12 protein-coding genes are annotated in these 15,545 nt (G+C 66.1%); all 12 read right to left on the reverse strand.

All coding sequences use genetic code 11. The annotated features are described in order from the left end of the window. Positions 1–54: 54 nt before the first annotated feature. The 12 genes from dnaE to uppS all read right to left on the reverse strand — a co-directional run bounded on the left by dnaE (position 55) and on the right by uppS (position 15,349). Positions 55–3,564 (reverse strand): DNA polymerase III subunit alpha, encoded by a 3,510-nt coding sequence (gene dnaE / locus EBB56_RS06795; protein ID WP_124803472.1) that lies wholly within the window; start codon positions 3,562–3,564, stop codon positions 55–57. A 46-nt stretch (positions 3,565–3,610) separates the two neighbouring features. Continuing rightward, the gene (gene rnhB / locus EBB56_RS06800) at positions 3,611–4,249 is read right to left on the reverse strand and encodes a ribonuclease HII (protein ID WP_253553662.1); all 639 of its coding nucleotides are present in this window, start codon (positions 4,247–4,249) and stop codon (positions 3,611–3,613) included. Continuing rightward, positions 4,239–5,522 carry a lipid-A-disaccharide synthase gene (gene lpxB, locus EBB56_RS06805; RefSeq protein ID WP_124803474.1) on the reverse strand — a complete coding sequence of 428 codons (1,284 nt, stop codon included), beginning with the start codon at positions 5,520–5,522 and terminating at the stop codon, positions 4,239–4,241. The genes rnhB and lpxB overlap by 11 nt, the downstream gene beginning before the upstream one ends. Positions 5,523–5,654: 132 nt before the next feature. Further along, positions 5,655–6,422 carry an acyl-ACP--UDP-N-acetylglucosamine O-acyltransferase gene (gene lpxA / locus EBB56_RS06810; RefSeq protein WP_124803476.1) on the reverse strand — a complete coding sequence of 256 codons (768 nt, stop codon included), beginning with the start codon at positions 6,420–6,422 and terminating at the stop codon, positions 5,655–5,657. Next, entirely contained in the window at positions 6,419–6,862 is a 444-nt protein-coding gene (gene fabZ / locus EBB56_RS06815) for a 3-hydroxyacyl-ACP dehydratase FabZ (protein ID WP_045991177.1), read from the reverse strand. Before fabZ ends, lpxA begins: the two co-directional genes overlap by 4 nt. Before the next feature lie 114 nt (positions 6,863–6,976). Beyond that, entirely contained in the window at positions 6,977–8,017 is a 1,041-nt protein-coding gene (lpxD, locus tag EBB56_RS06820) for a UDP-3-O-(3-hydroxymyristoyl)glucosamine N-acyltransferase (protein ID WP_045991178.1), read from the reverse strand. 56 nt (positions 8,018–8,073) lie between these two features. Next, positions 8,074–8,580 (reverse strand): OmpH family outer membrane protein, encoded by a 507-nt coding sequence (locus EBB56_RS06825; protein WP_124803478.1) that lies wholly within the window; start codon positions 8,578–8,580, stop codon positions 8,074–8,076. Continuing rightward, positions 8,580–10,928, reverse strand: a complete 2,349-nt coding sequence (gene bamA / locus EBB56_RS06830) for an outer membrane protein assembly factor BamA (protein ID WP_185696396.1) — start codon at positions 10,926–10,928, stop codon at positions 8,580–8,582. The genes EBB56_RS06825 and bamA overlap by 1 nt, the downstream gene beginning before the upstream one ends. 175 nt (positions 10,929–11,103) lie before the next feature. After that, the gene (gene rseP, locus EBB56_RS06835) at positions 11,104–12,462 is read right to left on the reverse strand and encodes an RIP metalloprotease RseP (RefSeq protein ID WP_108132285.1); all 1,359 of its coding nucleotides are present in this window, start codon (positions 12,460–12,462) and stop codon (positions 11,104–11,106) included. A gap of 97 nt (positions 12,463–12,559) precedes the next feature. Then, complete coding sequence (gene ispC / locus EBB56_RS06840) at positions 12,560–13,783, reverse strand: 1-deoxy-D-xylulose-5-phosphate reductoisomerase (RefSeq protein ID WP_108449741.1); 1,224 nt, start codon at positions 13,781–13,783, stop codon at positions 12,560–12,562. Beyond that, positions 13,780–14,586, reverse strand: coding sequence for a phosphatidate cytidylyltransferase (locus tag EBB56_RS06845; RefSeq protein WP_045991182.1), 807 nt, complete (start codon positions 14,584–14,586; stop codon positions 13,780–13,782). The genes ispC and EBB56_RS06845 overlap by 4 nt, the downstream gene beginning before the upstream one ends. Next, positions 14,579–15,349 carry a polyprenyl diphosphate synthase gene (gene uppS / locus EBB56_RS06850; RefSeq protein WP_045991283.1) on the reverse strand — a complete coding sequence of 257 codons (771 nt, stop codon included), beginning with the start codon at positions 15,347–15,349 and terminating at the stop codon, positions 14,579–14,581. The genes EBB56_RS06845 and uppS overlap by 8 nt, the downstream gene beginning before the upstream one ends. Positions 15,350–15,545: the final 196 nt, after the last annotated feature.

The following is a 15,545-nucleotide window of genomic DNA, read 5'->3' on the forward strand; positions in this document are numbered from 1 at the left end:
GCAAGGCGCAGCGGGTCAAGATCGTCGTAGAGGCGCCCTCGCAACCCCGCGCCGCTAGCGATACTTGAGGCGGACGCCGTCCTGGCCCTCGACCTCACGCAGCGCGATCAGCAGGTCGTCGGATGGCAGCACCTTCCACTGCTCGTCGAGTTCGAGCCAGCCAGTGGCCTCCAGATTGCGGTAGCGCAGGCGCACCGGCAGGCCTTCCTGGTGACGATGCGGCTCGAGGCTCGTGCGCAGGCTGTCGATCAGTCGACCGTTGGCCTCACGCCCATCCACCGAGACTTCCACCGCCTGACCGAAGCGCGAGCGCGCCTGGACCATGGGGGTGACCTCCTTGCCGCGCAGGCGCAGGCCGCCGGAGTAGTCGTCGCTGGACACCTCACCTTCGATGATCAGCACCTCGGCGTTGTCGAGCTGCTCGCGCACGCTGTCGTAGAGCTCACCGAACAGCGACGCCTCGATGCGTCCGGTACGGTCGTCCAGGGTCACGAACGCCATGGTGTCGCCACGCTTGGACTTCATGGTGCGCTGGGCCACCACCAGGCCGGCGACCCGCTGGGGCTCGCGGGACGGTTTCAAGTCGGCGATGCGGGTCGAGACGAAGCGCGAAAGCTCTTCCTCGTATTCATCGATGGGATGGCCGGTCAGGTAGAGGCCCAGGGTGTCCTTCTCGCCGGCCAGGCGCTCGCGGTCGCTCCACTCACGCACGCGCAGATAGTCGGCGTAGGGATCGCTGGCGCTGTCGTCCTCGTCCGGGGCGAAGGCCTCGCCAAACAGATCCATCATCCCGGCGCTCTGGTTCTTGTGGCTCTGGGCCGCGGCCTTCAGGGCGTCATCCAGGGAGGCGGCCAGCACGGCGCGGTTTGGCCCCAGGTTGTCCAGCGCCCCGGAGCGGATCAAGGCCTCCAGGGTGCGCTTGTTCATGCGCTTGGGGTCGATCCGCCGACAGAAGTCGAACAGGTCGCTGAAGGGGCCGTCTGCGCTGCGCGCCTCGACGATGGCGCCGATGGGACCTTCGCCCACCCCACGGATCGCGCCCAGGCCGTAGACCACCCGCCCCTCTTCATCGACGGTGAACTTGTAGCCACCGACATTGACGTCCGGCGGGGTCACCGTCAGCTTGAGGTGACGACACTCCTCGATCAGCGGCACCACCTTGTCGAGGTTGTCCATCTCGGTGGACATTACCGCCGCCATGAAGGGACCCGGATAGTGGGCCTTGAGCCAGGCGGTCTGGTAGGACACCAGGGCGTAGGCGGCGGAGTGCGACTTGTTGAAGCCGTAGCCGGCGAACTTCTCCACCAGGTCGAAGATGTTGCCCGCCAGGTCGGCATCGATGCCGTTGGCCGCGCAGCCCTCCATGAAGCCGGCGCGCTGCTTGGCCATCTCTTCCGGCTTCTTCTTGCCCATGGCACGCCGCAACAGGTCGGCCTGGCCCAGCGAGTAGCCGGCCATCACCTGGGCGATCTGCATCACCTGCTCCTGGTACAGGATGATGCCGTAAGTGGGCTGCAGCACCGGCTTGAGCAGTTCGTGCTGGTAGTCCGGGTGCGGATAGGAGATCTCCGCCCGACCGTGCTTGCGGTTGATGAAGTCGTCGACCATGCCGGACTGAAGCGGACCGGGACGGAACAGCGCCACCAGGGCGATCATGTCCTCCAGCGAGTCCGGCAGCAGGCGCTTGATCAGCTCCTTCATGCCGCGGGATTCGAGCTGGAACACGGCGGTGGTCTCGGCCTTCTTGAGCATCTCGAAGGTCTTGCCGTCATCCAGCGGAATGGTGTCGATATCGAGCGGTCCCTGGCCCTCCTTCGAGCGCACCTTGTCGACCATCTCCAACGCCCAGTCGATGATGGTCAGGGTGCGCAGGCCAAGAAAGTCGAACTTGACCAGGCCGGCGTCCTCGATATCGTTCTTGTCGAACTGCACCACCAGGCCGGAGCCGTCTTCATCGCACAACAGCGGAGAGAAGTCGGTCAGCTTGGTGGGGGCGATCACCACGCCACCGGCGTGCTTGCCGGTGCCTCGGGTCACGCCCTCGAGCTTGAGCGCCATGTCCCAGATTTCCTGGGCCTCCTCGTCGGCCTCGAGGAACTCCTTGAGCTGAGGCTCCTCCTCGATGGCCTTGGCCAGGGTCATGCCGACCTCGAAGGGGATCAGCTTGGACAGCTTGTCACCCAGCGAATAGGGCTTGCCCTGGGCCCGGGCCACGTCGCGAACCACCGCCTTGGCCGCCATGGTGCCGAAGGTGACGATCTGGGACACCGCGTTGCGGCCATAGCGCTCGGCCACGTAGTCGATGACCCGGTCGCGCTTCTCCATGCAGAAGTCGACGTCGAAGTCGGGCATGGAGACACGTTCCGGGTTGAGGAAGCGCTCGAACAGCAGGTCGTACTGGATCGGGTCGAGGTCGGTGATCTTCTGGGCGTAGGCCACCAGCGAGCCGGCACCGGACCCCCGCCCCGGCCCCACCGGCACGTCGTTGTCCTTGGCCCACTGGATGAAGTCCATCACGATCAGGAAGTAGCCAGGGAACCCCATCTGCAGAATGATGTTCAGCTCGAAGTCCAGGCGCTCGCGGTAGCGTTGCTCGAGGGCCGCCCATTCGTCGCTGTCGCGGGGGTGCTGGGCCACCGGATAGAGCGCCTCGAGGCGCTCGGTCAGACCGTCGTGGGAGATCTTGCGGAAGAACTCGTCCTGGGTCATGCCCTCGGGGATGCCGTACTCCGGCAGGAAGATCTCGCCCAGACGCACGTCGACGTTGCAGCGCGCGGCGATCATTACGCTGTTTTCCAGCGCCTCGGGGATATCGGCAAACAGCTCGGCCATCTCCTGGGGCGACTTCAGGTACTGCTCTTCGGTGTAACGGCGCTCACGTCGGGGATCGTCGAGCGCCTTGCCCTCACCGATGGAGACCCGGGTCTCGTGGGCCCAGAAGTCCTCGCGCTTCAAAAAGCGCACGTCATTGGTGGCCACCACCGGCACCCCGGTGTCCAGCGCCAGCGCCACCGAGGCGTGTACGCAGTCTTCTTCCAGCGGGCGGCCGGTACGGGTCAGCTCCAGATAGAAACGTCCCTGGAAGGCCTGGCACCAGTCGTCCAGCAGGCGCCTGGCATCGGCGTGAAGATCGCTGAGCAGGTGGCGACCGACATCGCCATCGCGACCACCAGACAGCGCAATCAGCCCCTCGTTCTGCTCGAGCACCCAGGCCTTCTCCAGGTAGGCCCGCCCCTGGCGCTGGCCCTCGACCCAGCCACGCGAGATCAGCTCGGTCAGATTGCGGTAGCCGACGTCGTTCATCGCCAGCAGGGTCACCCGATAGGGGTGATCCAGGTCGTGGCCGTTGACCAGCCACAGATCTGCGCCGATGACCGGCTTCATGCCGGCGCCCTGGACACCGTTGTAGAACTTCACCAGGCCGAACAGGTTGGCCTCGTCGGTCAGCGCCAGCGCCGGCGCCCCGTGCTCGATGCCCGCCTTGACGTACGGCTTGAGGCGCACCAGGCCATCGACGAGGGAGAACTCGCTGTGGACGCGAAGATGAACGAAGGGAGCGGACATGAGAAAGCCTTACCTCGACCCGCCGTGGCGGGTGTGTGAAAACGGGTCAGAACAGCGCCAGTTGACGCTTTACCGGTGCAAACGACCGGCGATGCTCGGCCAGCGGCCCGAGGCGTTCGAGCGCGGCCAGATGCTCAGGCGTCGGGTAGCCCTTGTGGCGGGCGAAGCCGTAGTCGGGATAGCGCTCGTCGAGGGCCAGCATGGCCGCGTCACGGGCCACCTTGGCCAGGATGGAGGCGGCGGCGATGGCCGGATGGCGGGCATCGCCCTTGACCACGGCCTGGCCCGGAACATGATGCCCGGGCAGCCGATTGCCGTCCACCAGCAGGTACTCAGGAGCCGGCGCCAGACCATCGATGGCCCGGCGCATCGCCAGATGGGTGGCGTGATAGATATTGAGCCGGTCGATCTCTTCGGGGCTCGCCTCGGCCACATGGTAGGCCAGTGCATGCTCGCGGATCTGGCCGTCGAGCGCCTCGCGACGCTTGGCACTCAGCGCCTTGGAGTCATTGAGCCCGCTGATCGGCACCGAGGGATCAAGGATCACCGCCGCCGCCACCACCGCGCCCACCAGCGGGCCTCGACCGACCTCGTCGACACCGGCCAGCAAGCTGCCATCATAGTTCACCACCAGCGGCGGCAAGGCGGGCTTGTTGCTGCGCCTTGGCTTCGCTTCAGCGACCACCGCCAGCCTCCTGACGGACATCATCCGTTTCATCAGCCGTGGCCTCGGCCACCTCCTCGGCCAGCCGAGGCGATACGCTGTCCGGCAACGGCTGCCCCGCTACCAGCGCTTCGATGGCCTCCGCCGCACGCCGGCTGGCGTCACGCTGCAGCCCCTCGTGCATGGCGGCAAAGCGAGCCTCGAGTGCAGTCCGCGCCGCTTCATCGTCGAGCAACTCGCCCAGGCGGGTGGCAATGGCCTCACTGCTGGCCTCGTCCTGGATCAACTCCGGCACCAGCGATTCGCGGGCGATCAGATTGGGCAGCGAGATCCACTCGGTCTTGACCATCAGCCGAGCGATGCGATGGGTCATCGGCGCCATGCGGTAGCCCACCAGCATGGGGCGATGACACAGCATCGCCTCCAGCGCCGCGGTGCCGGAAGCCAGCAGCACCAGGTCGCTTGCCACCATGGCCTCCCGGGCCTGGCCATCGAGCAGGCTGACGCAGGCCGCAAGCGCCGGCCGCGCGGCCAGCAGCGCCTCGAGCTCTTGCCTTCGCTCGGGCGTGGCCGCAGGGATCACCACCGCAAGCCCCGGCCTTGCCTTGACCAGGCGCTCGGCAGCCTCCAGGAAGGTCTCCCCCATGAAGCGGATCTCGTTGCGCCGGGAGCCGGGCAGCAGCGCCAGCACCCGGGCGTCGGCGGCAATCCCCAGCGCCTCGCGCGTGGCCCGGCGGTCGTTGACCAGCGGCAGTTCGTCGGCCAACGGATGGCCGACGAAGGCCACCGGCACCCGGTGCTTGACGTAGAAGGCCGCCTCGAACGGCAGAAAGGTCAGCATGGCGTCCACCGAGCGGGCGATGCCCTTGACCCGCCCCTGACGCCAGGCCCATACAGACGGGCTGACGTAGTGGGCGGTGGTGACACCTGATTCGCGCAGCTGGCGCTCGAGGCCAAGATTGAAGTCCGGGGCGTCGATTCCGACCATGATGTCGGGTTCCCAGTCCAGTGCATCCCGACGCAGGGTGCGGCGCACGCGGATCAGCTCTGGCAGGTGCTTGATCACCTCCACCAGCCCCATCACCGACAGGGTCTCCAGCGGATACAACGACTCGAGCCCCTCGGCGATCATGCGCGGGCCACCCAGTCCTCGGAATGCCACCTCGGGATGACGCGCCTTGAGCGCGCGCATCAGGCTAGCTCCGAGAATATCGCCGGACAGTTCACCGGCCACCAGATAGACGCGGCGGATTGAGCCTGTCTCGCTGGCGACATCGCGTGCAGCGTGGGTCATGACGGATACCTGACTGGCTGAACAAGTCTGACGATGGAAGGGTGCCCAAGCCGACGACGGCCATCAAGATGACCGACGACGCTGGGGCTGACGCCCGCCGCTGCGGGCGCCGACCGCCGGGCCGACGACTGCCTAGCGGATGATGCCCCGCGAGGACGCCTCGATCGAGGCCACGAAGGCTTCGGTCTCGGCCAGCGAGAAGCGCTGGCGGATCTCGCCGATGGCCTGTTCCACGGTAAGCCCCTGACGGTACACCAGCTTGTAGGACTCGCTGAGGGCGCGGATGGCTTCCGTCGCAAAGCCGCGGCGCTTGAGCCCGACCACGTTGAGTCCGTGGGCCTGGGCCGGATTGCCGTTGATCATCACGAAGTCCGGGGTGTCCTTGGTGATGATCGAGCCACCGCCTGCCATGGCGTGGGAGCCGAAACGACAGAACTGATGGATGGCGGATAGCCCGCCAATGATCGCGAAGTCGCCCAGGTGCACGTGGCCCGCCAGGGTGACCTGATTGGCCAGGATGCAGTCGTCGCCGATCACGCAGTCATGGCCGACGTGGACGTAGGCCATGAACAGGTTGCGCGAGCCGATGGTGGTCTCGCTGCGATCCTGAACGGTGCCCCGGTGCAGGGTGACGCCCTCGCGCACGACGTTGTCGTCACCCATCACCAGGCGGGTCGGCTCGCCCTGATACTTCTTGTCCTGGCAGGCCTCCCCCACCGAGGCAAACTGGAAGATGCGGGTACGCTCGCCCAGCACGGTGGGGCCCTGCACCACGACGTGGGGGCCGATGACCGACCCGGCGCCAATCTCGACGTCTGAGCCGATCACACTGAAGGGCCCCACCTCGACATCGTCGGCCAGGCGGGCGCCGGGGTCTACGATGGCGGTCGGATGTATCAAGCGATCTTCCTCTCGGCACAGATGATGTCGGCCTCACAGGCCAGCTCGCCTTCCACGGTGGCACGGCACTTGAACTTCCAGATACCCCGCTTGGCCCGCTCGACCTCGGCGCGCAGCTCAAGCTTGTCGCCCGGCATCACCGGGCGCTTGAAGCGCACATTGTCGCTGCCGACCAGGTAGTACACGTAGCCATCGGCGGGTAGCTTGTTGACGGTCTTGAAGCCCAGGATACCGCAGGCCTGGGCCAGCGCTTCCACCACCAGCACGCCGGGCATGATCGGGTGGTGGGGGAAGTGACCATTGAAGAACGGCTCGTTGATGCTGACGTTCTTGTAGGCAACGATGGTTTCGCCAAGGGTCAGTTCCGTGACCCGATCCACCAGCAGAAAAGGATAGCGGTGGGGCAGATATTCGCGAATCTCGTTGATGTCCATAACCATCGTAGCGACCTCTGAAATGACAAGAGCCCTTCTCCCTGGAAGGACATGACCGGCGGGGGCCAAGGGCACCATACCGGCAATAGGCGGTGGATTATACCGACCTGTACCCGCCCCTCAAGCCTCGCCGGAGCCTCGCTTCTCCAGACGATTGACCCGCTTGGCGATACTGTCGAGCTGCTTGAAACGCACCGCATTGCGGCGCCACTGACTGTTTTCCATGGCCCCGGTACCCGAGGAATAGACCCCGGGCTCGAGGATGGAGTTGGTCACCAGGCTCATGCCGGTGACCTGGACGCCGTCGCAGATGGTCAGGTGGCCGGACAGCCCCACTCCGCCACCCAGCATGCAGTGGCGGCCCACCCGGGTGGAACCGGCGATGCCGACACAGCCGGCCAGGGCGCTGTGGTCACCGATGTGCACGTTGTGGGCGATCTGCACCTGGCTGTCGATCTTGACGTCATTGCCGATCACGGTGTCACCCAGCGCCCCACGGTCGATGCTCGAGCAACTGCCGACCTCGACATCATCGCCGAGCACCGCGCCACCGAGCTGGGCGATCTTGCGCCAGCCGCCACCGTCGTGGGCAAAACCGAAGCCATCGCCACCGATCACACAACCGCTGTGCAAGATGACACGCTTGCCGACGACCACGCCGTGATAGAGGGTGACGTTGGCGTGCAGGAAACCGTCCTCGCCGATCTCGCAGTCCGCCCCGACCACCGAACCGGGCCCTACCACCACACGATCCCCCAGGCGAGCACCTGACTCGATCACCGCATTGGGGCCGATCGAGACGTCGGCACCCAGACTGGCGTCCTCGGCCACCACCGCACTGGGATGGATGCCCGGCTGGTGCGCGTCGGCCTGGGGGTCAAGCATGCGCGAAAGCTCGGCGTAGCCGAGGTAGGGATTGTCCAGCACCAGCGCTGGCACCGGGCAGGCGTCGAGATGGTCGGCGTGAAGCAGCACCGCCGCCGCCCGGGTGGACGGCAGGTCCTTCAGATAGGCGCGATTGGCAAGAAAGCTCACCTGATCGGGGCCGGCGTCCTTGAGCGTCGCCAGGCCAACGATACGTTGGCTGCCGTCACCGTGCAGGCGAGCGCCCAGGCGAGAGGCGATATCGGAGAGGTTTGGCTGTGTACGTGTCGATTTCATGTATGACCGTAATGCGGTGACGACGGAATTCGGGACAGGCGCTGTCGGCGATTCCCTCAGTACGTGTTGAGCAGCCGGGTGACCTCGGCCGTCAGGTCCGGCAGATCACGACCGCTGTGCAGGACACCGTCCGGTGTCACCAGCACCTCGACCTCGTGACGCTCGATGACCTGAGCGACCGCCTGGTCGACCCTGCCTTCCAGGCGACTTATCAAACGCTGTTCGGCTTCCTGGCGAGCCTCGAGGATATCACGTCTGAGGCGATCGAAACGCTGCCCTTTTCGCTGAAATTCCTGAACCCGTGAGGGGCTCGGCTGCCCTTCGGCAGCCGCCAGGTCGTCGGCCAGGGCCTCGAGCTCAAGGCGTAGCGTTTCGGCCTCGCGCTGCCAGGGTGCGACCTGTTCCTGCAGGCTCTGCATGGCGCTGCGGGCGGCCTCGGTGTCGAGCACGGCGCGACGCCAGTCGAGCACCGCCACCTGGGACGCCGACGCCGACACCGGGCTGCTCAGTGCAGCGGCCAGCGCCAGCCACACCAGCCAGCGGCGACGGCCGCCTGCCCTCATCAGAAGGTCTGACCCAGCGAGAACTGGAACACCTGGGTGTCGTCCTCGTCCTCGTCATTGAGCGGCTCGGCCACGCTGAAGGTCAGGGGGCCCACCGGCGTCAGCCAGGAGACGCCCACGCCCACACTGTAGCGTATATCGCTGAATTCCACCCCGGAGTTGCACTTCTTGCGATCCTCGTCCTCGGACAGCACGTCGTAGCACTCGGTAAGGAAGGTGTTACCGGCATCGACGAACAGCGACGGCTGCACCGAGCGCTTGTCCTCGACGAACGGCATCGGGAAGATCAGCTCCATGCTGCCCTCGAGCAGCACGTTACCGCCGAGGGTCTCGTCATCACCGTCCTCACGCTCGGTGGTGAGCTGGCCAAGGGTGTTGTCGGTGAAACCGCGCACCGAGCCCAGACCACCGGCGAGGAAGTTCTCGTAGAACGGATAGGGGTCGCTCGAGTTGATGGCGTCGGCGTAGCCCACCTGACCACTGAACTTCAACGACCAGGTCTGCTCCTCGTTGAACGGGAAGAAGTGCTTGGCCTGGGCCCTGGCCTTGTAGTACTCGGCGTCACTGCCGGGCACCCCGAGCTCCATCGACAACCGCTGGTAATTACCCGCCGTCGGCATGATGCCGCGGTTGAGGTCGTTGCGGGTCCAGCTGCCGGTGACCGACAGGGTATTGGCGTCGTCACCCTCGTCGAGCACGTAACGCTTGATCTCCGACGGGGTGTCGTCGTAGGTGTCGATCTCGAGCTTTTCGATGTTGGCGCCGAAGTTCATCCGCGTCAGCTCGTTGATCGGGTAGCCGAAGTTGATCCCGGCACCGAGGGCATCGGTGGAGTAGGTGGAGATGTCGGAATCTTCGTAGTCCGTGGCCCGGTAGTAGAAGTTGTAGCCGCGGGAGATGCCGTCCAGGGTCCAGTAGGGATCGGTGAAGCCGAAGTTGACGCTGGTGTAGGTATCACTCTTCTGGGCGCCGATGTTGACCCGGTTGCCGCTACCCAGGAAGTTGTTCTGGGACAGCGAGGCGCCGTAGATGACGCCGGCACTCTGGGAGAAGCCGAGACTCGCCGACAGCGAGCCTGAGGGCTGTTCCTCGACGGTGTAGGTGACGTCGAGCTGGTCGCTCTCGCCGGGGACCGGCTCGGTCTGCACCTGCACCTGCTTGAAGAAGCCAAGGCGCTCGAGGCGCTGGCGCGACTGGGAGATGGCCTCGGTGGAGGCAGGCGCGCTCTCCATCTGGATCATCTCGCGGCGCAGCACTTCATCCTTGGTGGTGGTGTTGCCGACGAACTGGATACGCCGTACGTAGGCGCGACGCCCCGGCGCCACCTGGAAGCTCAGGTCCACCGTCTCGCCGTCGCTGCGCACCTCGGGGATACCATTGACCTCGGCGAAGGCAAAGCCCTCGGCACCCAGGCGCGAGCGCATGGCCTCGGAGGACGCCACCACGTCGCTGCGCGAGAAGATATCACCGGATTCGAACTGCAGCAGCTCGCGGGCCTCGGCCTCGGCCACCTTGAGATCACCAACGAAGCTGATGTCGCCGACCCGGTAGCGATTGCCTTCATTGACGTTGATGGTGATGAAGATGCGCGACTTGTCCGGGCTGATCGATACCTGGCTCGAGGTGATCTCGAAGTTCACGTAGCCGCGGTCTAGGTAGTAGGAGCGCAGCCGCTCCAGGTCGCCAGCCAGCGCCTCGCGGGAGTACTCGTCGGCGGAGAACCAGCCGAAGAACAGACCGGGATCGTCCTCGAGCTCGAACTCGTCGAGCAGGATCTCGTCGGAATAGGCTTCATTGCCGACGATGTTGATCTGGCGGATCTTGGCGACCGCACCTTCATTGATGTTGATGTCGACCCGCACCCGGCCCTGGCCCACCGGCGTCAGCTCAGTGTCGATGCGTGCGCTGTAGCGGCCCTGGGACTGGTAGAGGCCTTCCAGCTCACGCTTCATCTCGTCGATGGTCGAGAGCTGCAGCACCTGGCCTTCGCTGATGCCGGCCTGCTTGAGGCCCGCACGCAGGTCCTCGTCGGGAATCTGGGAGTTGCCTTCGATATTCAGCGCCGAGATCGTCGGGCGCTCCTCCACCTGGATGATCAGGACGTCGCCTTCACGGGCCAGCTGGATATCTTCGAACAGTCCGGTGGCAAACAGCTGGCGAGCCGCTTCGGCCAGTTCACTGTCGTCCACTCGATCGCGAGCGTTGACGGGAAAAGCATTGAAGACGGAAGCCGCAGAGACCCGTTGAAGGCCTTCCACGCGAATGTCCGACACGGTGAAAGGGGCCGCGTGCGCCACCTGGGCACAGGCGGTCAAGAGTGTCGCCAATCCGATGGTCTTGATTTTCATGCAGTCGTTTCGCTCGCGTTGAGTCAGCGTACCTGTCCAGACAGGCACCTTATACATTTCTCCGCCTTACTGACAAGTTGGCGGCGGCGTCTCGCTTGGTGACGTCCCCGGCAAAGCGCGATTCACCTGGGCGCTCGTTGTTGCGCACGCACCACGTCGATGGCGGGGGCAACTTCTACCACAAGCGCATCACATCGAAGTACAGGGCCATGATCATCAGGGTGCCCACCAGCGCCAGCCCGACCTTGAGGCCAACGGCCTGGGTGCGCTCGGACACCGGGCGCCCACGTACCGCTTCGACCAGGTAGTACAGCAGATGGCCGCCATCGAGCACCGGAATCGGCAGCAGGTTGAGCACCCCAAGGCTGATCGACAGATAGGCCATGAAGTTGATGAAGCTCTCGAGCCCGGAACGCGCCGTGTCACCGGCGATCCGAGCGATGGTGATGGGCCCGGACAGATTGGTCGGCGAAATCAGGCCAACCACCATCTTGCGCACGGCGTCGAACGTCAGAAGCGTCATCTCGGCGGTACGTGAGGCCGCCTGCCCCACTGCGTCCAGGGGGCCGTAGCGGATTTCCCGCTGGTACTGCTGGGGCCAGTCTACCGGGGCAACGCCGGCACCGATATAGCCGATCTCGCTTCCATCATCCAGCCGGTTGATCCGCGGCGTCAGACTCAGCGCCTTCGACTCGCCGTTGCGCTCGACCTCCAGCGACAGTGTCTGGCCGGGTCGCGCTCTGACCCGCTCGACCAGATCAGGCCAGTCACTCACCGCGCGATCGTCGATACTCAGCACACGATCACCGGCTTGCAACCCTGCCTCGGCCGCGGGCTCCCCTTCCATCACCTGGCCGATGACGGCAGGCATGTCGGGACGCCAGGGGGCGATACCGAGCGTTGCCAGCGGCGCGGGCGGGTCCTGCCCCACTAGCCAGTTCTCGACCGGCGCGCGATAGCTGCGGGAGGCACTCGAGCCCTCCTCGCGGGCCTCGATCTCCAGGCTGCCACTGGCGCCGATGGCCGCCACCAGCTTGAGATTGACCTCGTCCCAGGAGCGCACCGTCTCGCCACCGATGGCGGTCAGCTCCATCCCCGACTCGAGGCCAGCTTCGGCCGCCGGCGTCTGCGGGGTGACGTCACCCACCACCGGCACCACCGTGGTAGTCCCGGCGACGAACAGCGCCCAGTAGGCCACCAGTGCCAGCAGGAAGTTGGCCAGCGGGCCCGCCGCAACGATGGCCATGCGGGCCCACACCGACTTGCGATTGAACGCCTGATCGAGCTGGTCCTCGGGCACCTCGCCTTCGCGCTCGTCGAGCATCTTGACGTAGCCGCCCAGCGGAATCGCGGCGATGGCAAATTCGGTGCCATGGCGATCGAAACGCGACCACAGCGGGCTACCGAAACCCACCGAGAAACGCAGCACCTTGACCCCGCAACGCCGCGCCACCCAGAAGTGACCAAACTCATGGAAGGTGACCAGCAGGCCGAGTACGACGATCACGGCCAGAATATTTTGAATCAGGCCCACGCAAGCCTCCTTGGCTGTATCAAGACGGCCGCCGTCGCCGCCGCTTCCCAGGCTCCGGCAGCGCCCAAGGCAAAAGGTTCAACCGGGTGCGCGATCATCACAACGCCTCCAGCCAGGCACGGGCACGCGCGCGGGCGTCATGGTCGGCGGCGAGTACCGCCTCCAGATCATCGGCGCCACCACCGGGGGCACCTGCGCGCACCGCCTCGACCAGCCGGGGGATCTCGGTGAACCCAAGCCGCCCGTCGAGAAAGGCCTCGACCGCCACCTCATTGGCAGCATTAAGCACCGCCGGCTGCAGCCCACCCTCGTCCATCGCCTCACGGGCCAACCGCAGGCACGGAAAGGCGGCCTCGTCGGCGGGTTCGAAGTCGAGCCTGGCCACCTGAAACAGGTCCAGCGCCTCGACCCCTGCCTCGATCCGCTCGGGCCAGGCCAGGCCGTAGGCGATGGGGGTGCGCATATCGGGATTGCCGAGCTGCGCCAGCACCGAGCCATCGCTGTAGGCGGCCATGGAATGGATCACGCTCTGAGGGTGCACCACCACCTGGATCTGCTCGGGGCGGGCGTCGAACAGCCAGCAGGCCTCGATCAATTCCAGCCCCTTGTTCATCAGGGTGGCGCTATCCACCGAGATCTTGCGCCCCATGGACCAGTTGGGGTGGGCGCAGGCCTCATCCGGGGTCACCCGGGCCAGCCGCTCGGCATCAAAGCCACGAAACGGCCCGCCCGAGGCGGTCAGCAGCAGCTGAGTCACGCCGTGGCGCCCGAGTCCCCCACGATGCTGGCCAGGCAGACACTGGAAGATCGCATTGTGCTCGGAGTCGATGGGCAGCAGCGCCGCACCACTTTGCTCCACCGCTTTCATGAACAGGGCCCCGGACATCACCAGGGCCTCCTTGTTGGCCAGCAGCACGCGCTTGCCGGCCCGCACCGCCGCCAGCGTCGGCAACAGGCCCGCCGCGCCGACGATGGCCGCCATCACCACCTCGGCCTCAGGGGCGCTTGCCACCTCGGCCAGAGCCGCTTCGCCGTGACGCACTTCGGTGGCAAGCCCAGCCTCTTTCAGCTGCGTGGCCAGCCAGTCGGCGTCGGTCGGCGTGCCGAGCACCGCCACGTCGGGACGATGGGTCAGGCACTGACGATAGAGGGCCTCGCGGGAGCGATGGGCGGTGAGAGCGTGGACCCGATAGCGGTCGGGGTGGCGGGCGATGACGTCCAGGGTACTGGTTCCGATGGAGCCGGTAGCACCGAGCACCGAGACGCCCTTGATGGTGGTCGAGGAGGTTTGGGACGAGGCAGAAACTGCAGATGCCGTCATGCTTGCACCAGCCAGGTAAAGAACAGGGCGAACACCGGGACCGCCGCGGTAAGACTGTCGATGCGATCGAGCACCCCGCCGTGCCCCGGCAACAGCGCGCTGGAGTCCTTGAGGCCGCGATGGCGCTTGAGCATACTCTCGAGCAGATCGCCGAGCACCGACACCAGGGTCACGCCGAGGGTCAACGCCACCAGCGCCAGACCGGCCGACAGCGACAGCTGCTGCCACAGCGCGAACACCAGCGCCAGCGCAGCGGTGACCGCCATGCCCCCATAGACGCCCTCCCAGGACTTGCCGGGGCTGACGTTGGGTGCCAGCTTGCGCCGCCCCAGGGCACGCCCGACAAAGTAGGCGCCGATGTCGGCACCCCACACCAGCAGCAGCACGAACAGAAGCCAGGCGCTGCCGCTCTCGCGCAGCAGATTGAAGCCGACCCAGGTCGGCAGCAGCACCCAGGCTCCCATGGCCAGGCGCATCGCCCGCGAGGACCACTGATGGCTGCGCCCAGGATGACCGAGCACCCACCACAGATTCAGCGCCCAGCCCAGCGCGCCAATGACCAGCGGCCACAGCGCCAGGTGCTGGCCGAAATGCCACAGCAGCGCCATGCCAAGGGCCAGCACCAGCGGTGGCAGCAGGCGCGAGGCCCCGCGCTCGAGCCCCGCCAGATTGGCCCACTCCCAGCCCGCCAGCACCACGATGGCGGCGGTGAACAGGGCGAAGGGGCCGCCCTCCAGACCGAACAGCCCGGCCAGCGCCAGCGGCGCCAGCCAGGCTGCGGTGATGATCCGCTGTCTAAGCACCCTGGGCCTCGAGCTGTTCGTCGGTCATGCCGAAGCGGCGCTTGCGCCGGCAGAAATCCTCCAGGGCGTCATCGAAGGCCTCGCCATCGAAGTCCGGCCACAGGACGGGCGTGAAGTACAGCTCGGCGTAGGCCAGCTGCCACAACAGGAAGTTCGAGATGCGCCGCTCACCGCTGGTGCGAATGCACAGATCCACCGGCGCGGCGTCACTCAGACTGACCTGATCGGCCAGCGCCTGCTCGTCGATGGCGCCGGGGTCGAGCTCGCCGGCGGCCACTCGCTCGGCCAACCGCCGCGCAGCCCGGGCGATGTCCCACTGACCACCGTAGTTGGCGGCGATCACCAGGCGCAGCCCCTGGTTGTCGCAGGTCAGCCGCTCGGCCTCTTCGATGCGCTTCTGGATGGCCGAGGAAAACCCCGAGGTATCGCCGATCACCGACAGCCGGATGTCATGCTCGTGCAGCTTCTTGACCTCACGCTTGAGCGCCATCAGGAACAGTTCCATCAAGGCGTTGACCTCGGCCGCCGGGCGCTTCCAGTTCTCGCTGGAGAAGGCGAACAGCGTCAGCGTCTCGATACGGCGCTCAGCCGCCCGACGAATGACGGCCCTGACCGCCTCCACGCCGGCGTGGTGTCCACGCACTCCTGACAGGCCGCGCGCCTTGGCCCAGCGATTGTTGCCGTCCATGATCACCGCCACATGGCGAGGCAGGCTCGCGGTCGGCGGTAACGGGCGGAGTTCGGGAGACGGCGTTGACTTCATGGTGTCTCGCATGACGGTTGAATCAGGCCCCGAGGCATCCCTGACCCGGGGAGTCCAGACAGTATGACCGATGGCGGGGTCGCCAGGGATCGCTGAACGACGTAGTACCCAGCGGCCGACCGGCCACGCCAGGCGTGACAGGTCGGTATCGCGCCCCCTCCCGGCCGCACAGGCAGGCCGGTACGGGTATCGCCAG

This window comes from Halomonas sp. YLB-10, from assembly GCF_003856855.1.
GTDB lineage: Bacteria > Pseudomonadota > Gammaproteobacteria > Pseudomonadales > Halomonadaceae > Halomonas > Halomonas litopenaei.

What these genes read in the sequence shown, in the direction of transcription:
- dnaE (WP_124803472.1), bottom strand. Translation starts at nt 3,564, where the DNA reads ATGTCCGCTCCCTTCGTTCATCTTCGCGTCCACAGCGAGTTCTCCCTC.
- lpxB (WP_124803474.1), bottom strand. Translation starts at nt 5,522, where the DNA reads ATGACCCACGCTGCACGCGATGTCGCCAGCGAGACAGGCTCAATCCGC.
- fabZ (WP_045991177.1), bottom strand. Translation starts at nt 6,862, where the DNA reads ATGGTTATGGACATCAACGAGATTCGCGAATATCTGCCCCACCGCTAT.
- lpxD (WP_045991178.1), bottom strand. Translation starts at nt 8,017, where the DNA reads ATGAAATCGACACGTACACAGCCAAACCTCTCCGATATCGCCTCTCGC.
- EBB56_RS06825 (WP_124803478.1), bottom strand. Translation starts at nt 8,580, where the DNA reads ATGAGGGCAGGCGGCCGTCGCCGCTGGCTGGTGTGGCTGGCGCTGGCC.
- bamA (WP_185696396.1), bottom strand. Translation starts at nt 10,928, where the DNA reads ATGAAAATCAAGACCATCGGATTGGCGACACTCTTGACCGCCTGTGCC.
- ispC (WP_108449741.1), bottom strand. Translation starts at nt 13,783, where the DNA reads ATGACGGCATCTGCAGTTTCTGCCTCGTCCCAAACCTCCTCGACCACC.
- uppS (WP_045991283.1), bottom strand. Translation starts at nt 15,349, where the DNA reads ATGAAGTCAACGCCGTCTCCCGAACTCCGCCCGTTACCGCCGACCGCG.